The 19,580-nt window shown below is 44.2% G+C and carries 19 protein-coding genes; 4 read left to right on the plus strand and 15 right to left on the minus strand.

The window, feature by feature from the left end:
- The first annotated feature begins 96 nt into the window (after positions 1-96).
- The 4 genes from norV (at position 97) to R7M72_RS13635 (ending at position 4,199) form a co-directional block, all read left to right on the plus strand.
- The gene (gene norV / locus R7M72_RS13620; protein ID WP_171342479.1) at positions 97-1,596 is read left to right on the plus strand and encodes an anaerobic nitric oxide reductase flavorubredoxin; all 1,500 of its coding nucleotides are present in this window, start codon (positions 97-99) and stop codon (positions 1,594-1,596) included.
- A 10-nt stretch (positions 1,597-1,606) separates the two neighbouring features.
- On the plus strand, positions 1,607-2,755 hold the full coding sequence (gene norW / locus R7M72_RS13625) for an NADH:flavorubredoxin reductase NorW (protein WP_171342480.1): 1,149 nt from the start codon (positions 1,607-1,609) through the stop codon (positions 2,753-2,755).
- Between the two features lie 42 nt (positions 2,756-2,797).
- Complete coding sequence (locus R7M72_RS13630) at positions 2,798-3,136, plus strand: DUF1971 domain-containing protein (protein WP_005375231.1); 339 nt, start codon at positions 2,798-2,800, stop codon at positions 3,134-3,136.
- Between the two features lie 184 nt (positions 3,137-3,320).
- The gene (locus R7M72_RS13635; RefSeq protein WP_017821261.1) at positions 3,321-4,199 is read left to right on the plus strand and encodes an NAD(P)-dependent oxidoreductase; all 879 of its coding nucleotides are present in this window, start codon (positions 3,321-3,323) and stop codon (positions 4,197-4,199) included.
- Positions 4,200-4,394: 195 nt separating this feature from the next.
- Here the strand turns inward: R7M72_RS13635 and R7M72_RS13640 are convergent, their stop codons facing one another.
- From R7M72_RS13640 to R7M72_RS13710, 15 genes are all read right to left on the minus strand, one after another.
- On the minus strand, positions 4,395-5,834 hold the full coding sequence (locus R7M72_RS13640) for a catalase (RefSeq protein WP_171342481.1): 1,440 nt from the start codon (positions 5,832-5,834) through the stop codon (positions 4,395-4,397).
- A 290-nt stretch (positions 5,835-6,124) separates the two neighbouring features.
- Positions 6,125-6,742 carry a glutathione S-transferase family protein gene (locus R7M72_RS13645; protein ID WP_005375238.1) on the minus strand — a complete coding sequence of 206 codons (618 nt, stop codon included), beginning with the start codon at positions 6,740-6,742 and terminating at the stop codon, positions 6,125-6,127.
- Between the two features lie 14 nt (positions 6,743-6,756).
- Positions 6,757-7,791, minus strand: a complete 1,035-nt coding sequence (locus R7M72_RS13650; RefSeq protein WP_171342482.1) for an NADP-dependent oxidoreductase — start codon at positions 7,789-7,791, stop codon at positions 6,757-6,759.
- Between the two features lie 151 nt (positions 7,792-7,942).
- Positions 7,943-8,542, minus strand: a complete 600-nt coding sequence (locus R7M72_RS13655) for a TetR/AcrR family transcriptional regulator (protein ID WP_171342483.1) — start codon at positions 8,540-8,542, stop codon at positions 7,943-7,945.
- Positions 8,543-8,592: 50 nt separating this feature from the next.
- The gene (gene yqfB, locus R7M72_RS13660; RefSeq protein ID WP_318056224.1) at positions 8,593-8,913 is read right to left on the minus strand and encodes a N(4)-acetylcytidine aminohydrolase; all 321 of its coding nucleotides are present in this window, start codon (positions 8,911-8,913) and stop codon (positions 8,593-8,595) included.
- Positions 8,914-8,980: 67 nt separating this feature from the next.
- Positions 8,981-9,376 carry a VanZ family protein gene (locus R7M72_RS13665; protein ID WP_171342485.1) on the minus strand — a complete coding sequence of 132 codons (396 nt, stop codon included), beginning with the start codon at positions 9,374-9,376 and terminating at the stop codon, positions 8,981-8,983.
- 2 nt (positions 9,377-9,378) lie between these two features.
- On the minus strand, positions 9,379-10,686 hold the full coding sequence (locus R7M72_RS13670) for an oligosaccharide flippase family protein (protein ID WP_171342486.1): 1,308 nt from the start codon (positions 10,684-10,686) through the stop codon (positions 9,379-9,381).
- Between the two features lie 8 nt (positions 10,687-10,694).
- On the minus strand, positions 10,695-11,726 hold the full coding sequence (locus R7M72_RS13675) for a glycosyltransferase family 4 protein (RefSeq protein WP_017821257.1): 1,032 nt from the start codon (positions 11,724-11,726) through the stop codon (positions 10,695-10,697).
- On the minus strand, positions 11,723-12,556 hold the full coding sequence (locus R7M72_RS13680; RefSeq protein ID WP_005375258.1) for a putative capsular polysaccharide synthesis family protein: 834 nt from the start codon (positions 12,554-12,556) through the stop codon (positions 11,723-11,725). The genes R7M72_RS13675 and R7M72_RS13680 overlap by 4 nt, the downstream gene beginning before the upstream one ends.
- 15 nt (positions 12,557-12,571) lie before the next feature.
- A complete protein-coding gene (locus R7M72_RS13685) occupies positions 12,572-13,819 on the minus strand; it encodes an O-antigen ligase family protein (RefSeq protein ID WP_171342488.1) in 1,248 nt (415 codons plus the stop codon).
- Complete coding sequence (locus R7M72_RS13690) at positions 13,785-14,837, minus strand: glycosyltransferase (protein WP_171342489.1); 1,053 nt, start codon at positions 14,835-14,837, stop codon at positions 13,785-13,787. The genes R7M72_RS13685 and R7M72_RS13690 overlap by 35 nt, the downstream gene beginning before the upstream one ends.
- A gap of 2 nt (positions 14,838-14,839) precedes the next feature.
- Positions 14,840-15,649 carry a putative capsular polysaccharide synthesis family protein gene (locus R7M72_RS13695; protein WP_005375261.1) on the minus strand — a complete coding sequence of 270 codons (810 nt, stop codon included), beginning with the start codon at positions 15,647-15,649 and terminating at the stop codon, positions 14,840-14,842.
- A complete protein-coding gene (locus R7M72_RS13700; protein ID WP_005385847.1) occupies positions 15,627-17,807 on the minus strand; it encodes a GumC family protein in 2,181 nt (726 codons plus the stop codon). Before R7M72_RS13700 ends, R7M72_RS13695 begins: the two co-directional genes overlap by 23 nt.
- 15 nt (positions 17,808-17,822) lie before the next feature.
- The gene (locus tag R7M72_RS13705) at positions 17,823-18,356 is read right to left on the minus strand and encodes a polysaccharide biosynthesis/export family protein (protein WP_005375265.1); all 534 of its coding nucleotides are present in this window, start codon (positions 18,354-18,356) and stop codon (positions 17,823-17,825) included.
- Between the two features lie 12 nt (positions 18,357-18,368).
- Positions 18,369-19,574: an outer membrane beta-barrel protein gene (locus R7M72_RS13710; RefSeq protein WP_054701816.1), complete on the minus strand. Its 1,206-nt coding sequence runs from the start codon at positions 19,572-19,574 to the stop codon at positions 18,369-18,371.
- Between the last annotated feature and the right edge of the window lie 6 nt (positions 19,575-19,580).

The raw sequence follows: 19,580 nt of genomic DNA on the forward strand, positions 1-19,580 counted from the left end.
TAAGCTATTGAAATATATAGAAATTAAAAGTTGGCACGCCCAGTGCAATACAAGAAGAAATTATTTTTGTTTATCCCGTCATTCAAGGTAGTAATTATGACAATTCACGTAAAAAACAACATCCACTGGGTAGGTCAACGCGATTGGGAAGTTCAAGACTTCCACGGTACAGAATACAAAATGACAAAAGGTACCAGCTACAACAGTTATCTAATTCGTGAAGAGAAAACCGTATTGATTGATACGGTCGATCATCGATTCAGTCAACAATTCATCCAAAATTTAGAGATGGAAATCGACCTTAAGTCTATCGACTTTATCGTGGTAAACCATGCAGAAGAAGATCACTCGGGCGCATTGTCTGCATTGATGGAGAAAATTCCGAACACACCAATTTACTGTACAGAAGCGGCGATTGATTCGATTGTGGGTCATCACCACCATCCTGAGTGGAACTTCAAAACCGTAAAAACGGGCGATAGCATCGATATCGGTAATGGCAAGCAACTAGTGTTCGTGGAAGCGCCGATGCTGCATTGGCCAGACAGCATGATGACTTACCTAACGGGCGATGCAGTGTTATTCAGTAACGACGCATTTGGTCAGCACTACTGCGATGAACGCTTATTCAATGATGAAGTGGATCAAAATGAGTTGATGGAACAGTGTTTGCGTTACTACTCAAACATCCTAACGCCATTTAGCAGCTTGGTAACCGCAAAAATCAAAGAAGTGCTGAGCTTTAATTTGCCTGTCGACATGATCGCTACGTCACACGGTATTGTATGGCGCGATAATCCAGTTCAAATCATCGAGCAATACTTAGCATGGGCAGACAATTATCAAGAAGATCGCATTACGATTTTCTACGACTCTATGTCAAACAACACTCGAATGATGGCTGATGCCATTGCGCAAGGCATTCACGATGTCGACCCTGGCGTGGCGGTCAAAGTCTTTAATGTCTCTAAGCATGATAAGAATGAAATTCTCGCCAACGTATTCCGCTCAAAAGGTATTTTGGTTGGTTCGTCTACCATGAATAACGTCATGATGCCGAAGATCGCAGGCATGCTAGAAGAAATTACCGGTCTGCGCTTTAAAGCGAAGAAAGCCGCTGCGTTCGGTAGCTACGGTTGGAACGGTGGTGCGGTGGATCGTATCCATGCTCGATTGACCGACGCAGGCTTTGAAACCGCAGTGAGTTTGAAAACCAAATGGCGCCCAGATGGTAAAGCGATGCGTGAGTGCCGTGAGCATGGTCAGAACATCGCGAAGTTGTGGGCAAAGCATGACCTGACAAGTCCTGTTATTTCTCCGGCGATTGCTGCGTCTGCACCACAAATTCAATCACAATCCGCTGCGCCAGCGACAACACAGGCGGTAGTAGATGCTTCTAGCAATCCTACTACCGAGGCGCATCCCGCAGATTGTCAATGCATGGTTTGTACCGTTTGTAATTGGGTATACGACCCAGCGAAAGGCGAGCCTAATCAAGGCGTTGAACCGGGTACGGCATGGTCTGAAGTGCCAGATTACTTCTTGTGCCCAGAATGCCATTTGGGTAAAGACGTCTTTGTCGAATACAACGGGTAAGGGGGCGAATATGCAAGCACCTATTGTGATTATTGGTAGCGGCTTTGCGGCTTACCAGTTGGTGAAAACAGTGCGTCGAATGGATGCACATATTCCGCTGCAAGTGTTTACTGCTGATGATGGCGCGGAATACAACAAGCCCGATTTGAGTCATGTATTCAGTAACAAGCAAACTGCCCAAGACTTAGTGGTTAAAAGTGGTGAAGCGTTCGCACAGGAACACAACATCGAACTGCTCGCCCATACCATGATTGAGCATGTCGACGTGCAAGCTCAGCAAGTGGTCGCCAACGGCCAAACCTATCCTTATTCCAAACTGGTGTTTGCGACAGGCGCGAAAGCCTTTGTGCCGCCAATATCTGGTGGTGCAGCACCTGAGGTGATAACGCTGAACTCGCTACAAGAATATCAATTAGCGGAAGAGCAAATTAGCCGCGCGGAACGAATTCTAGTAATGGGTGGTGGTTTGATCGGCGTCGAGATCGCCATGGATCTCGCAACCAGTGGTAAAGCCGTTACGGTGGTTGAGCCAAATCCCCGTTTGCTCGCTAACTTGATTCCTGAATTTGTTGCATTGCCGCTGGAGAATCAACTTAAGCAGCAAGGTATTCAACTTGCCTTAGAGACTGGAGTTGTCGCGATCAATCACTCGGATGATTCGCTGGTGGCAAGCTTGAGCAAAGGTAAGGAAATCGAAGCCGATGTAGTGATTTCAGCTGCGGGTTTACGTGCTAACACTTGGTTAGCGAAGGCTTGTGGGTTGAGTGTCAATAAAGGCATCGAGGTGGATGCTCGATTACAGACATCAGCAGCCAATGTGTTCGCATTAGGCGATTGTGCTGAGATCCAAGGTCGAATGATGCCGTACCTCCAACCGATCGTGCTAAGTGCCAATGCTTTGGGCAAACAACTACTGGGGCAAGAAGCAGAGTTGAAACTACCGCCCATGATGGTAAAGGTCAAAACGCCGAGCTACCCAATTCAATTGGCAGGCGATTTTAGTTCGGTGACGAACTGGAGCGTGCAGATTTCTCAAACTGGCATTGCCGCGAAAGCAGAAGATGAAAATAGCCGACTCATGGGCTTCGTCGTGACGGGAGAACAAGTTACGCAAGCATTTCCATTGCTTCGAGAGTTGTCTCAAGCCGGTCAGGCTTAACCGATTTAAACGAAAAGAATTGTAATTAGAGAGGGTATTATTATGTCGCATCTACGAATTCCTAAAGACTGGACTGTTCAACGTTCAACGCCTTTCTTCACTAAAGACAATGTGCCACCAGCGCTACTGACTCATCACAATACCGCTGAGGGTGTGTTTGGGCAGCTGTGCGTCATGGAAGGGCAAGTGACTTACTACGGCTTTGCTGATGAAAATGCCACAGAGGCAGAAGTAGTGGTGGTGATTAATGCAGGCCAGTTTGCTACAAGTCCACCGCAGTACTGGCACCGCATTGAGATGAGCGATGATGCTCAGTTCAACATCAATTTCTGGTCGAACAAGGACAAGAGTGGGCAAGCGATGTTCCACGCTAAGCAGTAGTGAACCTTTGTAAGTGCTTTGACTGTTACGCTAATCGTCAAGTAAAGGGGGGTAGAAGGCGCAATAAACGGACTGCAATGCAGGATCATCGAGACCGAGGAAAGAGAAATCACGAGTAATGATTTCAATTCTTTAGTAGCATGTTACGAAACATTTCAGTCAGGTGAACTAAGGGAAGCGTGCAATGGAAAAACAACGAGTAGCATTTATTGGTCTGGGTGTGATGGGATACCCAATGGCTGGTTACCTAAGTAAAGCGGGCTTTGAAACCAAAGTATACAACCGCACAAAAGCGAAAGCCGACAAATGGGCTGAAGAATACCAAGGCGTAGCTTGTGAAACACCACGTGAAGCGGCAGAAGGCTGTGACATCGTTTTTACCTGTGTGGGTAATGATGATGACGTTCGTAGCGTTGTTTACGGTGAAGAGGGCATTCTGGTCGGCTTGAAAGCGGACGCAGTGCTAGTCGATCACACGACCACTTCTGCAGACCTAGCGGTTGAGCTGGCTGAAGCGTGTGTTAAGTACGGTAATCACTTTATTGATGCGCCAGTTTCTGGTGGTCAAGCGGGCGCAGAAAATGGTGTTCTAACCATCATGTGTGGTGGTGAACAAAGCATTTTTGACCGTGTGTCTCCGGCGATGGATGTGTACGCGAAGCAGATGACGCTACTGGGTGAAAACGGTCAGGGTCAACGCTGTAAGATGGTAAACCAAATCTGTATTGGTGGCGTTTTACAAGGGCTGAGTGAAGCTTTGTTGCTGGCACAAAAATCAGGCTTGGACATCGCTCAAGTTGTAGAAACGCTTAAGCATGGCGCTGCAGGTTCTTGGCAGATGGAAAACCGCGCAAATACGATGGCTGAAGACAAGTTCGATTTTGGCTTCGCTATTGATTGGATGCGCAAAGACTTAGGTTTCTGTCTGCAAGAAGCTGAGCGAGTGGGTCTAGAACTTCCACTGACTAAGAAAGTGGATGAGCAATACGCAGACCTTCAACGTGATGGTTTAGGTCGCATGGATACATCAGTACTGATCAAAGCGGTAGCTAAAAATCAGTAGTTGATGAATCAGTAATAGATAAACAGTTCTTTGGTATCAAAGAGCTTAAAGAAATCTAAGTTAATCATAATGAACCTCCTTGAGCATGGTTTATGACTTTTGATTAAGGATTAGTGATTTGAAATCAGGAGGTGCTGTAGAGCACCTCCTTTTTTTCGTCTTTAAATCACACAGTGTAATGATTGCAGCGTTCGCTTACTTGTTTAAGCCTAGTGCAATTTCAAGACCTTTGCCGTACGCTTCGTCCGCTTGGTATGCGTGGTTTACGTGACGTTCTTTAATGAAGTCTGGCACACCATCCATCGCTCGTGCGGTGTTATCAAACAGCGCTTGGCGTTGCTCTTCGTTCATTAGTCGGAACAGGTCACCTGCTTGGCTAAAGTAATCCTCATCAACACGATGGTCGTAATGGTCAGCATGGCCGCTAATTCGCAATGGTGGCTCTGAATAATCAGGCTGCTCTGCCCATTCTTGTTTGTAGTTTGGCTCGTAACCCAGTGTTGAACCAAAGTTGCCATCAACGCGCATTGCGCCATCACGGTGGTAGCTGTGAACAGGGCAACGAGGTGCGTTCACTGGGATTTGATGATGGTTCACACCTAGACGGTAACGCTGAGCATCGCCGTAAGCGAACAGACGACCTTGTAGCATCTTATCTGGAGAGAAGCCGATACCAGGTACAACTGCTGCTGGGTTAAACGCTGATTGCTCAACTTCTGCGTAGAAGTTTTCTGGGTTACGGTTCAGTTCGAACTCACCAACTGGGATCAGTGGGTAGTCTTTTTGAGACCATACACGTGTTAGGTCGAATGGGTTGAAGTTGACTTCATCCGCTTCTAACTCAGGCATGATCTGTACGTACATCTTCCATTTAGGGAAGTCTTGACGCTCAATCGCTTCGTAAAGGTCACGGTGATGGCTTTCGCGGTCTTTACCTACGATGGCTTCTGCTTCTTGGTCAGTCAGGTTCTTGATGCCTTGTTGAGTTTTGAAGTGGAATTTCACCCAGTAACGTTCGTTTTCTGCGTTGATGAAGCTGAATGTGTGGCTACTAAAACCATGCATATGACGGTAAGAAGCTGGGATACCACGGTCACTCATTACGATAGTCACTTGGTGGAATGCTTCTGGTAGTGATGTCCAGAAATCCCAGTTGTTGGTAGAGCTACGCATGTTAGTGCGAGGGTCGCGTTTTACTGCGTGGTTTAGGTCTGGGAATTTTAGTGGGTCACGTAGGAAGAATACTGGTGTGTTGTTACCAACCAAGTCCCAGTTACCTTCTTCAGTGTAGAATTTTAGTGCGAAACCACGGATGTCGCGTTCTGCGTCTGCTGCACCGCGCTCACCAGCTACAGTAGTGAAGCGAGCGAATAGTTCTGTTTTTTTGCCGATGTCAGAGAAGATCTTAGCGCGCGTGTACTTTGTGATGTCGTGCGTTACTGTGAACGTACCGTAAGCACCAGAACCTTTTGCGTGCATACGACGCTCAGGGATCACTTCGCGGTCAAAGTGTGCCAATTTTTCAAGGAACCAAACGTCTTGTAATAGTTGAGGGCCACGAGGACCTGCAGTCATAACGTTTTGGTTATGTGCGACAGGGCAACCTGCTGCTGTAGTCAATTTCTTGTTTGTCATTTTTCTTCCCCCTCCAGGGCTCAATACCTTAGAAACTGTAGAGGAGGTTATTACGGAAAAGCTGGGGGAGAAAACTGATATTGCTTGTCAATTCAATAGATGGTGACTATGGTCGAAACTATATTAGAATCAGAAATTTACTACATTAGCTTGATTGACATAACAATCGACGTTCTCGAATGCGATTGACTGGGGGGAGCGCTATCCAGTTAGCGTGTCTGCGATGCTAGTAATATCGCCCCTTAAATGAAGTTTTACGTGTCATCAAAGGGGCGAAAGGGGGGAAGTAATTAAGAGTACTTCACTTCAAGTTGTTCAGCTTTTGCAAATGCTGGGTGTGTCGCGAGCTGTTTCCCATAACGTTCAATATTAGGGAAGTGATTAACTAAACCAAACTTTTGAACCAATTCGACAATGAAAGACATCATGATGTCAGCGCCAGTCAGACGCTCTTCTACTAGGTAAGTTTTGCCTTCTAAGGATTGCTCGAAGTAGCCTAGTACATTCATTGCTTCCTTGTCGGCATAGCCTGATAAAAACTGAGTTTCATTTGGCTCTTTGCTTACGAAGATTTTTAGCAGCATAGGTAAAATTGCGGAGCTTTCTGCAAAGTGCATCCATTGCAAATATTCTGTGTGTGCTTTTGTACCGCGCTCAGGAGCAAAGGCTCCGTCACTGTATTTCTCAATCAAATATTCGGTCATTGCACCTGACTCAATGATAATCTCGCCGTTATCTTCAAGAACTGGTGACTTTCCTAATGGGTGAACACTTTTTAGTTCTGGCGGTGCCATGAAGGTCACGGAATCACGGACATAGGGTACAATTTCGTAATTTACATCTAGCTCTTCAAGTAACCAAATGATGCGCTTTGAACGAGACTGATTGAGGTGGTGAAGTTTAATCATTTACATATCCCTTTTTATAATGGGTCGTTAATCTGTACTACAAGTTTGCCGAAATTCTTACCTTCCAACAGACCGATGAATGCTTCTGGCGCATTATCCAGTCCTTGTACTAGATGTTCGCGGTATTGGATCTTTCCTTCTGCCAACCATTGATTAATATCTTGCGCAAATTCACCGTAACGATGTCCGTAATCATCAAAAATGATGAAGCCTTGCACCTTGATTCGTTTGGTCAGGAGCTTACCCATTAGTAATGGAAGGTGGTCGGTACCTTCAGGCAGCTCTGTCGCGTTGTACTGAGAAATCAAACCACAAAGTGGGATACGCGCGTTTGTATTCAGAAGTGGCATTACAGCCTCGAATACTTTGCCACCTACGTTTTCGAAGTAAACATCGATACCTTTGTCACAGGCATTTCTCAGTTGTTCTGCAAAGTCTTCAGCTCTGTGATCAATACACTCATCGAAACCAAGCACCTCTTTAGCGTAACGGCATTTTTCTTCTCCGCCTGCTATACCAACAACTCGGCAACCTTTGATTTTACCAATTTGACCAACTGTTGCGCCTACAGGCCCCGTAGCAGCTGCTACCACGATGGTTTCCCCTGGTTTTGGCTGACCAATGTCGAGTAAACCCATGTACGCGGTAAATCCTGGCATACCTGCAACGCCTAACGCGTAAGAAGGGTTTTGCGGTTCTTTACCAAGTTTAATGACCATCTCACCAGTTGAGATAGCGTAGTCTTGCCAGCCAACAGTGTAGGCAAGAACCCATTCACCCGCTTCGTAATCTGGGTGGTTTGATGTTTCTACCTGACAAACGGTACCACCGACCATTACGTCATCAATTGCAACAGGGTCAGCGTATGATTCGGCATCACTCATGCGACCACGCATGTATGGATCTAGAGATAAATAAACCGTTCTCAATAGCATTTCACCCTCTTTCGGAGTCGGTTTCGTTACCTCTTCTAAACGAAAGTTTTCTTGTGTCGGTGCACCATGGGGACGTGACGCGAGTACGATTCTGCGATTTGTTGCGTTAGTCATATCTATCTCACTTTTTGATTAGACCGGTCGTCTAGTATTTATTTCAAAATATCCCGCTTATTTAAAGCGGGAAGGTTTACTGTGTTAACACTGACGCTTTTTCTGACAGTGAAACGTGTGTAGGGTGTTCATTCTGCTTCCACGCCGCCTGTTATGGACAAGTGCGCGTATTCTGCAGTAAGTGTTGAGTATAGGTCAGACTTTGCGTCAATGCTGCCTGATCTTGATAAAGTTTGTTCAGCAAGCTAGCGCCATTCCAAAGGTAGTATATCTGCCTTGCTAATAACGCACTGTCACCATTGGGGATTGAGCCATCTTGAATGCCGATGTCTATGCAATCCGCTATCGCTTGAATGGTTTTGTCTGCTCCTTGGCGTAATGCCAAGCGCATTGACTCAGAGAGATCGGAGACTTCTGCACTTAACTTAACCAATAAACATTTGTTCGCATTACACACGTCGTCTTCTACTTTGACCATTTCTTCGAAATAGCTCATTAGGCGTTGGTAGCCACTCAGTTCAGTATTGGTAAAGCGTTCGTTTAAACACTCAAAATACTTAGTAAAGTAGTCTTGAATCATCGCTTCACCAAATTGTTCTTTGGATTTGAAGTAATGATAAAACGAGCCTTTTGGCACTGCGGCCTTTTTTAATAGCTCTGAAAGACCAACACTCGTGAACCCTCGGTTTACGATCAACTCGTATCCGACGTCGAGAATATGTTGGCGTGTGTCATTCGTCTTTGCGTTCATGAAGTGTACTATAGAATGAATTAGACCAGTCGTCTAGTATTTGTTGTGGGTTATTTAATCAGCTCATACTCAATAACAAAGAGCGTGTCGGTATTTGGGTAGATTTCTCGAATTAACTGCTTGAGTTTTGGTAGTTCGATGGCTTCTTGTTCTGCATGAAACTCATTAATATCTTCAAAGTGAAGTGGTTCTACAGAACGTATCTTGATATCGCAGACTTTACGATCCGTTTCTAAGGTAAAAACTTCGACTTCTGTATTGGGAACGTAATGGCTTTCTGATTCATCTCGAATCGTTATCGTCTTTTTGCCTGACGTGATCAACGGGGTTAAGAGTTCAAAAAAAGTTATCTTGGTTGGATGAGATGGCATGATGTACTCGTTAGTCTGGTTGTTTGGCGTAATTATATACCCAAATCCCCCAGAGATTCCTGTATTACTAGAACGATCGAGTGCGGATGAAGCGAATTAACTTGGCACCAAAGTAACCTGAGATAACGCCTATCCAGTTGGTGCTGAGATCATCAAAACTAAATGATCGATTTGGAATAAAAAGTTGGCTTATTTCTTCCATTGAAACGATAGCTAACAGCAGTAGCAAAAGACGAATCCCAAAAACGTCGGTTTTATTCGAGCTCACCAGAGAAGGGAACGTGAAGACCGATAAAAAGCCGATCAATAAACTGAAAGTAAAGTGAAGCGTACTTGATCCGCCTAAGTAGGTTTCCATTTGCAGGTAAGCAGTATGGTGTAGGTCAGAGCTTTTCCACAAAGAGAGTGAAGCGGTTAGCATCAGGACTAAAACAAAACTCGTGCGTGCCAGTATTAAAGCCATAATTAACCTATTGGAAAGAAGCCTAAGTAACGTTTTACAAAGTACAGTGCAGCTAAATTCTGGATAGCCATGCCAATTGCCATTGCCCACGCTGCACCAATCACACCAAACATTTGACAAAGCGTAACAAGTAGGCAGATGGACACCGTACCGGAGGAAATTGTAATGTATTTCATGGTTCTCTCATGACCACTCATTAATAATAAAAAACCTACTGAACCAGTCGCAACATTGACTAACTGCCCCAGAGAAAGGACGACTAATAGTGGTGCCGCGGCGAGAAACTCCTCACCAAAAAACTGCATTACAAACTCGGGGAAGAGGGTGCAAATAATTACGGGTACAATCGCTAAACCAACATTGGCTCGGCACGCCAAGCGGCTCAGATTCTGCAGTTTGCGCATTTGGCGTTCTTTGTAGAGAGAGGCAAACATCGGGGCGACCACAAAGTTAATGGTAATCAGCACAAAGCCAATCAGTAGTGATGTACGTTGGGCTGCGGCTAACAAACCGAGTTCCGCTGTTGAGATAAAAAAGCCCGCAATAACAAGGCTTCCCCATTGAAGAACATTCGTGAAGATACTGCCAACCCAGACTTGCTTGGCAGAAGAGACCATTTTTTTGTTTGGTACGAAAGCCGATGTTTGATATTGATCTGAGCCTAGCCAATTGACACTAGATATGACCGCGACACCTATGCTCGCTAAAAGCAGTGCGGTCATTAGATTGTTGATATTTTGCTGACCGATATAGTCTAGGGCAAAGACAAAAATGACCATCAACATGCTTACCCCAAGCTGCAACGCAAACAGAGATGATACAACTTTTCTACATGCTTGAAGCACCCGACTGTTGGTTTGCGCAAGCACCAAGAAAGGTATGCAAAGCAAGCATAAAATAATCGCATACATCGGTGATTGAGTCTGGTTTAGCTGTTCTGGAAACAGATTAAACCCTGCCAACAAAACGCCTATGGCGAGCAAGCAAAATGCCATACTTCGATAAAGTGCGGTTTTATAGTTTTGGCTTTGTTCAAGCTTCTCTTTGTTATTAAAAGCGATCGCATTGTAACGAACTAACGAGACATCAAAACCTAGCTGAGAAACGATAGCGAGTAGCGAGACTAGGTTGAATAAAAAGAAAAATTGACCGGCCGTCGAAGCGTCACTGGTCTTCGATACAATCAGAGTCAGTAAAAAAGCAAATAGCGCACTCAACACACGCGTGATTGCGGTTTTTAATCCAGTAGATAACAAGCTTTTTTTACCGCTGGGCATCAACAGTAATTTTTGTTGAACAGTGTGAAACATAGGGGCATTTAACCGTAAAGTTTATTGAGTGCGAGGCGCTGTTTTTCTTCACTGAAGGCATCGTTTAATTCTGCTGTATATTGGCGAAAATCGATCTCTTCATAATGATTGACACAATGCGCGATCTGCTTGGCCATTTCTTCAGGTGTGAGCGCTAAAAACGGGTAGTTGAGATCTTTGGTTGCGCCGATGGTCCGAATAACCATAGGAAGATGTAACTTGGATGCTTCTAGAATGGTTAACGGCATCCCTTCCCATGCTGCAGTATGTAGATAAAGGTCTGAACCCTTGAGCTTTTCAACTACCTCATCGCGAGGCAGCATGCCCGTTACATCCACATTTTCAGTGCGTAATTTCTGTTCGAGTACGTGGTCACCGCCACCTATCCATGTGATCTCTATCGGGCGGTTAAGCGCATACCGATTAAGGAACTGCAATGTGCTGATAAGAAACTGAGGATCTTTTTGGGGCGCGACACGACCAAGTACAACGAGCTTCAGCGCTTCTTGCTTGTTTCGCTCTATACGATCTTCACTTTGATAAGACACGTAGTTGTTGAGCAGTTCGGCACGTTTCGCACCAATGCTAATGGCTAGGTCACACTCTCGTTGGCTACAGCCTGCAACCACATCAATTTTGCTCAGTTTTACTTTCTCTAGTGCTTTATAGATCTGGCGTGCAAGCTCTGAGATATCTTCACGTTCGAAGGCATAACAGTGCGGTGTGTAAACCAAGCGTGCCTTGCCAAGCTTTAGAAATCGGCCGAGAAATCCTGCTTTACTCGAGTGCAAATGCACGACGTCGGGACCAAGTGATGCAATCATGTGGTTTGCATCGCGAATAAATTGAAGCAAGCCGCCTTCTACCCACTTTGTCTGTACGAAAATGTGGTGGTTGTTCTCATTGGTCAAGTCGTTTTCTCGGGCTCTGGCTAGCAAGAAATGCTGATAAGGCTCGTCTCTGGATGAGTGAACATAACTATAGAGGGCGGTTTGAACGCCACCTCCAAATGCTTCTGTAACATGGAGCACTTTCTTCATGATGATTTTGTCCCTGGTGTTTGCATCCATTTGTGTTTAAAAGCATCACGCTCTTGCTCTGAATAAACGTGGCGATACAAGGGAAGATCGTACATATAGAACAGTTTTGAGAAGTCGTAGTGATTCTTAAAGTGTTGGTGGATATTGGAGTACCACTTGTTTTTCGCTTCGTTGCTGTTTTTCAGCACGAAGTCTTGCAACTCAAGAAACTCACCGATTTCTTTATCAAGAGAACTGAGCTGTTCGCACTTGATTAGCATGACGTTGGCCTGATCGTTCTGGAATGTGAAGAAAGGTTGAGTGTTGTCCAGCTCTTGGCGCATCACATCGATATTGAAATTACGCTTTAACTCGTTGTCGAACCAGTCCGCAAAATAGTTGAGATTGATATAGTTATCAAAGCAATGCTCGAGGTGCTGATACGTGACTTCCATATCTCGGTGAATTGCATCATTCTTTTTGCCTTCGATAAATTGCAAATGGAGGTCTTGAAAGAAACGAGAAAAGACAGTTGCGATTGGATCGCGGACCAGCGTAACGATTTTAATCTGCTCGCGTTTTTGTAAGATACGTTTTCGCTGCTTGAGCACTAAGCGATAGAGTGCGCGGTTTCGGAAGTCGAAGAATTTACTCACGTCTTTTTTATTGTGATACATGTGAAATTCTTCGTGATCATCAAAGGTGTGGATGTGATAGCTCGGGATATTTTTCTCCCCTAGCGTGTGCTCAATTGATGAGGAGCCAACTTTGCCCATTTGGTAAACTAAAACAAAATTATCAGCTTGGAGTTCTCGGTTCTTTTCAAATTGTCGAGAGATTGAATACTTCATCTATCCTATCCTTGATTATTCATATTCGTGGTGATGGTTTACCGGAAAAGTATGAGCAATGGCCCTTGAGTCGTTGCTCATGCTGATCATGACGGGTAATAAGAGTATTAAAATTATGGTGGTGTTTACCGCAACGAAAAACACCATGATGAGGGCGTATATCGCAAGTAATAGGCTTTTTCTGTTTTCATTAAGACTACGGAAGCAAAAGCGAATAAAAAGAAAATAACCACCAAACAGCAGACCGATACCAAGCAATCCGTATTCAATTGCGGTATCTAACACAAAGTTGTGGGTGTAGATCGCCAGCTCATCATAGTTAAAGTAACTGATCATAAAGTTGGGTAACATTTTCGCGCCGACACCTAGCACTGGGTGTTGAAGTAAAATATCTAGCCCATTGGCAAGTAAAAGTTTTCTATGAAGATTCGATACCCAGCGGGCTTCACTTTGGTTGGCAAATAAGACGTCTTCTTGGGTTATTTCCAATGTGTCTGCTAGAGTTTCAAACCCAACGTAGAGTGTGGTTGTGACGGCAGTAAACACAATGAAGCTCAAGGCTAATAAAATCGCCCACGTGTACGTTTCGCTGAGCGATTTTCTCATTAAGTTTTTTACGAGCAGTTGGTCAAAGAAGAAAAGCAGACAAAAACCAAGTAGCGCTTTTCTTTCTTGTGACAACACCAGTAATACTAAAGCTACGAGCATCAAAAGGTGAAAAGCGCGAATTTTATCTCGATAAAGGTACAGTAGTGAGCACAGTACACCGAACCCGTATTTACTTACCCCGAGTAACTTAAACCCGCTTTGATAACCCTGAGCAAAGTGCCATAAGGCAACGAGCGTACAGATGAAAAACAACAGATACGTGAAATAAACCATTACCCGTTCGTCATCAAACACGCCATAGGCGTACATTAGGCTCAGTAGGCACAAAATCGCTAACCATTGCACAGTTTCTATAACTAGCGGCATTAAAGGGACGCGATTTAGCAGACCATTTATGAACACATACCCAGTGAACAATACGAGGAACCCCATACAGGGATGCATGAGTTTTTCAGCTTTTCCTTCCAATACCACTAATGCAGTAAAACCAATAGACAAAAGGCTTGCGATGTCAGATGGGGCTAGCGCTATTCCTCCAGCACGAAACTTCATAGGAATAAAGAACAATGCTAATAGGCATGCTGCAAGCAATGAGGCGCGATGGCTCGATGGCGCGGAACTATTTGTTGGCGCAAAGCTGCTGGTAGATTCCATAGTAACCTTCACGAAATTTATCGATGGTGTAGAGAGAGGCCCTATTGACGGAGTATTGACTTGCAGCGTCGTACCGCTCAACACTTTCACACAGCTGGAGAACTTTTTGGCTCAGTTCAGTGGCGTTACCAACTTGAAATAAATATTCGGCACGTCCGGTGACTTCATCCAAACCAGGTACGTCCGACGATAGTACGGGTAAGCCTGCTGCCATCGCCTCAACCGCCGCCAAACCAAAGCCTTCGACGTGCGACGATTGCACGTAAATATCCATGTCGTTCAAAAAGGCTGGAATGTCAGAAACTACGCCATGAAAGTGAACACGTTGCGCGACGTTGATTTTTGTTGCCAATGCTTGCAGTGACGATTTTTTTTCTCCATCTCCCGCAAGGTGGAGTTCGTATCGTCTTGGTAAATGGATAAGTGCTTGGATAAGCGTTTCATGATCTTTATGTTGGTGAAGTCGGCCCACCATTCCAATCTTGATAACTGGTTTGTCGATTAGGTGGCTGGCGCATCTTGGCGTCATAGAAAACCTTTTTAAATCAACGCCATTGTGCACCACGTGATATTTGTGTTGGTAGCGAGGCATGAACTTCACCAGTTCATCTTGTACTTTTTCACTAATACTGACCGTCAAGTCGTGGCCCCAATACAAGACGTATTCCATGAACTTAAACAGCGGATAGTCACGTCGACGGTTATAAGAACAGTGCTCAGTCTGGATTCGTTTTTTACCTACCGCCAATAGCGCTAGGTAAATGGAAGGGTAGAGGTGCCCGTGAACGACATCCGGCCAACGCAGCAAAGAGAATTTCTCACTCAATGGCAATGTGCGCCAGTTAAAACACTCTATGCCTTGGGCGGATAGCATTGGTAAGTAATCATTTTCATCACACAAGACCAAAATTTTGATTTCGTATTCAGGCTTATGTTCTAAAACAAGGTCGACTAAGAACTTCTGAGCACCGCCGTTCTGAGAAAGATCATTGATAATATGTAGAATCTTGGTTTTCATGATTAATTGGTCAGATATTGCTGTTTAAGGTCGGTGATTTCTGCATTTGAGAAAAAGTGCTTCGTCAATTTAGAATTCAGCATTTCTTCAACGTACTCGGGTGTAGGTTGAAATTGCGTTTTGAATTCTTTCATTAGTGGCGAGTACCATTTGTTGTCTGATTGATTTTCATAAACAACATCCACGGGGTAACCTAAAAAGTCTTCAACTGCGGAGTTAGCCTTCGTTAGCTTGTCACTTCGAATTACCAACAGTGAGAAGTTATTGTTATGGTATGTTTGATAGCCTACTTCGTGATTAAAAGACTCGTTAAACACATCAATCCCTGTTAGTTGTTTGATCTCGTTGTCAAACCACTGCAGCGCATATTGATGATTCATGTGCTTATCAAATGCTTCTTGGAGTAATTGCGGTCGTTCGGTACGTATTGCGCTGTCATCCTTTAGATATTTGTCCGCCATCCAAAAAGGAAGTGCTTGAAAGAACATTGAGACATTTCGTCCGATCGGTTCACGCACCAGCGAGATAATTCGAACTTTTTTCTTACGCTTTAACATGTGGCTCATTGTTATGCGCTTTAGTCGTCGCTTTAACGCATTGATCTGAGGCTTATGCAATTGCGCTCTAACAGGGGATATTTGTTTTTGCGCATCGACAGTCATAAGGTCGTGCAAGTGAATCGAGTTAGGAATGGAATGCTCTAATGCACTCGAACCTACTTTGCCCATTTGATAGATCAATACCGGTTGTTCTTGGCTTTTCAAGGTTTGGTACCAAGATAGGTTTACGTTAGTAGGCGTATTTCTGGACATAAAGCGTCTCTCCTTCCTTGGCCTTGGCTTGTGTGATTAAGACGCCAAGAGATGGAACTGAGTGTTGTATTTGTTTAGATAACGCAAGGTTAACCAGTGATGATTTTGTTGATTCTGAGCGAATGACGGTAATCAGACCATTGGCATATTGACCAAGAATAAGTGCGTCACTCACTGACAGTAGGGGCGGTGTATCGATAATGATCCGGTCATACTTATTTTGAAAATGTTCGAGCAACTTTTTAAAGCGATCAGAAGCCAGTAATTCCTGTGGGTTTGGCGGAATTAGGCCGGCCGATAATACATCTAAGTTGGCTTCTTTTATATGTGTAACACAATCTTTGATTGGCGTATCCATCGTCAGGATATGCGTTAAGCCAGGGCTTGATTCAGCAATACCGAATCGCTTTGCGATGGAAGGTCGACGTAAATCGCAGTCGATGATCAATACCTTTTCCATTTTTGAAAACGACACCGCCATATTGATACTGGTCGATGTTTTTCCTTCTTCTGGAATAGCAGAGGTAAAGGGCAATATCTTTTGCTTCGTGTTGGTTAATCTGAGCAGAAGCGAGGTTCTGACGGAGCGGCAAGCTTCACTAAATAGCTTTTCTTCATCATCTAAATACGCGGTATAACTGACGCCGTTTTTACGCAAGTTGCGTTTTTTGACCATAGGAATCACACCTAAACACGTAACACCAAGTTTTTCCTGCACATCGGCTGTGCTTCGGATAACTTCTCGCATCGTTTCTAAGATGATGACTAGAGCGCAAGCAATGGCAAAGCCAAAAAAGGTGGCAATCAGTACCAGTTTGATTCGTTGTGGTGCCACCGGGAATAGAGGAATGATGGCTTTATCAGTAAAGCGAGCAGTGACATTCTTGTAGTCGCTGGTGGCGTTGGTCTCTTTCTCACGATTTAAGAACGCTTCATAGAGTGCCTTATTGGATTCAACCTCGCGTTTTAACTGTTCGTAACGCGCTTTTTGTGACCCTAACGATTGGAAGTCTGACTTTTTGTTATCGAGTTCTGCTCGAAGCATGTCCTCTTGCGCTTTTGCAGCAAGAAGGTCTTGCTGCTTACTGAAGGAAATGTCACGAATGAGTTGCTGGGTTCTTGATTGAATTTCAGCAAGCTGTGCTTTCGCCTGAATCATTCGATCATGCTTAGGTCCGTAGCGCTGTGCCAGTTCAGAGAGATTTTTGGCTGCCTGTGCTTCCGACAATTTTAGATCGCGGATTTGCGCTTGATTAGCGAATTCATCAATTGACAACAAGCTGTCTAAACTTTGCGAAGATTTACGTCGTAACAGTTGGATTAACGTCTGCGCTTCAATACGCTTATTAACAGCGATATTCAGCTTGCGAGTGAGTTCTTCTAGCTCATTTGCGTAAATTTCATCAATACCGTTGATATCGATCAACCCTTCTTTTAACAAGAATTCTTGCAGCGCTTGCTCCGAGTTACGTAATCGCTCCTCCAATTTTTGAGAGTTATTTGTCAACCAAGTAGCCGCATTTTGTGTAACGACCAATTTGGCTTCAAAATTTGCGTCAATGTAGGCTTGGCCGACCGCGTTGGCGATTGTCGTCGCAAGCTTAGGATCGGTAGAACGAAAGCGAATTCTGACTAATTGGGTGTTACGTACTGGCTCAATATCGAGTTTACTTCTGAAAGCTTGAAGTGCCTGATAATAGGACTCTGAAAACTGGGCGGTTTCTTTTGGGCTTGGTGCCACATTCAGTAGGTCTTGAACAAAAGGAATCGACTTTATTTGGTCGATTTTTTTATTTAACCCCCCTGAGCTTGTGAATTCAGGTAATTGGGTGAGGTTCAACTCTCTAATGACCTTATCTGCAATATGATTCGATTTTAAAATGGCGATTTGCGTTTGAAAGTACTCTTTTTTTGTCGTGTCGACGCCATATACTTCCTCGATTGAAAGGGCGCTTTTTTGCTCCTCTTGGATGAGTAGCGTAGCTGTAGCTTGGTATATCGATGCTTTGGAGTAGATATACCAAGTACAAGTTAATGAGAACAGAAGCGTGAATGCTGCGATGCTTAGCCAATTCTTTTTAATCGCTTTGAAGTGATGGCCAAAACGAATCAGTTCTACTTTGTTCATCTGGAGATTATTTGGATGAGTCCCGTTCATTTGATTCCCTGTCACTTAAAAGAAGCTCTGGTCAATAAATACAATGTCACCAGGTTCAACGTTGCGGTGCATACTGACCCCTTCCATCGTTTGACCCGTTTTATGCTTGGTTAGGTTAATGCCTTTGCGTGAGGCTCTGTCGGTCAAGCCGCCTGCTAGAGCGATGGCCTTCTCTATGGTTAACCCTGGACGGTACTCAAATCCACCTGGTTTCCGGACTTCGCCATTAACGTAAAACAGACGAAAATTATTGATGGTGACCATCACTTTTGGATTGATGAGATAATCGCCTTTTAAGCCCGTTTCTATTTCGTACTTGAGTTGTTTCGGTGTTTTTTTGATTGCTTTAATTCGACCAAGGTAGGGGTAATCAAAATAGCCATCTGACGTTATTAGAATATTTTTAATCGTAAGATCTTCTTCACCATAGACCTGCACGGAAATGGTATCGCCAGTATCGAGTAAGTAATCTTCCTCGTTTGAGTCAGCGTTGACCAAAGTGCTAAATAGCAACAACGCTACACTCATGAATTTGATGAATGCCTTCATTAATAATCCTTTTTACAGAGAAAACTGTGCGCTTAAAGTCCAAATGTTTTGTTCGAAGCTATAACCCGATCGGCTAGAGTTTTTATCTTGGTATTGCCAATCGGCTTGCAGCTGTATCCAACGTTTGATCTGATAATCGATACCAAAAGATAGAGTGTACCGATCGTCGTTTCTGGAAATTCCTGTGTAATCATCTTGTTGATAAACAGCACCTAAGCGAGTTGCAAGGTAACTATTCCAATCGTGCTTCAGGTTCAGTCGGTAACGAGTTTGTAGGTTGTAATCGCCATCTTGATCGGGGTTAACCGCCGCCTGAGTGGTTTTCACGCTGACTAGAGTTTGTTCTTGAGGCAACCATTCAAAGCCGATATCCCAACTAAAGCCTTTAAATGTCTCTCGTTGAGCGCTGTCAAAATCTTTGATTTGATAACCGAGTCGAGCGATGCCTTTGGTTTTTCCTGTAACTTCCCATTCGGCACCGGTGTAATAGAAACTGGTGTTGTTATCTTTCGATGGCTGCGCAGAATTTCGGTGCTGATACTCGGTTATGATTTGGTTTGTTCCGACTAACCAATAGGTTCTTGGCGTCGCTCTTAAATAGAACTCCAAATGTGCATTGGGAGCTCGAAAATCGTTGTATTTAGTTTTAGCGTTTGGGCGACCAGGCAAGCCGTCACGATAGTTTTGATAGGTTTTATCACTGTAGCCTAAACCGAATTCGAGTCTGCCTTTGGCACCGTTAGATCCAAAGACATAATTGGTTTTTACATCGTTACGGTTGAACTCTATTGGTGAGTCGATTGCGCTACCATTACCTTCGGTAATATCTTCTCCTCGAACTTCATGCTGGGCGCGAAAACGGTAATCAACCACTAAACGATGACGATGATTAAATTCGAAAAAGTTGGAAAACTGAAAAGTGTGGTCGTCGAAGTCGTTGCGATCGTCAGATGAAAAGCCAGCTTTTAACTTATATAAAATATCTGCGCGATAGCGATTCCGTTCTATACGTGCTAGTAAGCTTGGTTCTATACCCCAAATATTGACCGATTCTACATTGCCGGATTTTTCCGCTTTATTGATGTTGTCATCTCCCTCGTAGAAAGTTTTTACGAGGGGAATCAACTCTATACCAGACTCGGTTTGGTAAGCCATCGGTTCTGCGAGCAAGTCAGTAGAAAACAGACTTAATGCTATTGCCATTGTCAGTTTCTTCATAATCTC

The organism is Vibrio sp. YT-18, assembly GCF_033337345.1.
In the GTDB taxonomy this organism is placed as follows: Bacteria; Pseudomonadota; Gammaproteobacteria; order Enterobacterales; family Vibrionaceae; genus Vibrio; species Vibrio alginolyticus.

What these genes read in the sequence shown, in the direction of transcription:
- norV (WP_171342479.1), top strand. Translation starts at nt 97, where the DNA reads ATGACAATTCACGTAAAAAACAACATCCACTGGGTAGGTCAACGCGAT.
- norW (WP_171342480.1), top strand. Translation starts at nt 1,607, where the DNA reads ATGCAAGCACCTATTGTGATTATTGGTAGCGGCTTTGCGGCTTACCAG.
- R7M72_RS13630 (WP_005375231.1), top strand. Translation starts at nt 2,798, where the DNA reads ATGTCGCATCTACGAATTCCTAAAGACTGGACTGTTCAACGTTCAACG.
- R7M72_RS13635 (WP_017821261.1), top strand. Translation starts at nt 3,321, where the DNA reads ATGGAAAAACAACGAGTAGCATTTATTGGTCTGGGTGTGATGGGATAC.
- R7M72_RS13640 (WP_171342481.1), bottom strand. Translation starts at nt 5,834, where the DNA reads ATGACAAACAAGAAATTGACTACAGCAGCAGGTTGCCCTGTCGCACAT.
- R7M72_RS13645 (WP_005375238.1), bottom strand. Translation starts at nt 6,742, where the DNA reads ATGATTAAACTTCACCACCTCAATCAGTCTCGTTCAAAGCGCATCATT.
- R7M72_RS13650 (WP_171342482.1), bottom strand. Translation starts at nt 7,791, where the DNA reads ATGACTAACGCAACAAATCGCAGAATCGTACTCGCGTCACGTCCCCAT.
- R7M72_RS13655 (WP_171342483.1), bottom strand. Translation starts at nt 8,542, where the DNA reads ATGAACGCAAAGACGAATGACACACGCCAACATATTCTCGACGTCGGA.
- yqfB (WP_318056224.1), bottom strand. Translation starts at nt 8,913, where the DNA reads ATGCCATCTCATCCAACCAAGATAACTTTTTTTGAACTCTTAACCCCG.
- R7M72_RS13665 (WP_171342485.1), bottom strand. Translation starts at nt 9,376, where the DNA reads ATGGCTTTAATACTGGCACGCACGAGTTTTGTTTTAGTCCTGATGCTA.
- R7M72_RS13670 (WP_171342486.1), bottom strand. Translation starts at nt 10,686, where the DNA reads ATGTTTCACACTGTTCAACAAAAATTACTGTTGATGCCCAGCGGTAAA.
- R7M72_RS13675 (WP_017821257.1), bottom strand. Translation starts at nt 11,726, where the DNA reads ATGAAGAAAGTGCTCCATGTTACAGAAGCATTTGGAGGTGGCGTTCAA.
- R7M72_RS13680 (WP_005375258.1), bottom strand. Translation starts at nt 12,556, where the DNA reads ATGAAGTATTCAATCTCTCGACAATTTGAAAAGAACCGAGAACTCCAA.
- R7M72_RS13685 (WP_171342488.1), bottom strand. Translation starts at nt 13,819, where the DNA reads ATGGAATCTACCAGCAGCTTTGCGCCAACAAATAGTTCCGCGCCATCG.
- R7M72_RS13690 (WP_171342489.1), bottom strand. Translation starts at nt 14,837, where the DNA reads ATGAAAACCAAGATTCTACATATTATCAATGATCTTTCTCAGAACGGC.
- R7M72_RS13695 (WP_005375261.1), bottom strand. Translation starts at nt 15,649, where the DNA reads ATGTCCAGAAATACGCCTACTAACGTAAACCTATCTTGGTACCAAACC.
- R7M72_RS13700 (WP_005385847.1), bottom strand. Translation starts at nt 17,807, where the DNA reads ATGAACGGGACTCATCCAAATAATCTCCAGATGAACAAAGTAGAACTG.
- R7M72_RS13705 (WP_005375265.1), bottom strand. Translation starts at nt 18,356, where the DNA reads ATGAAGGCATTCATCAAATTCATGAGTGTAGCGTTGTTGCTATTTAGC.
- R7M72_RS13710 (WP_054701816.1), bottom strand. Translation starts at nt 19,574, where the DNA reads ATGAAGAAACTGACAATGGCAATAGCATTAAGTCTGTTTTCTACTGAC.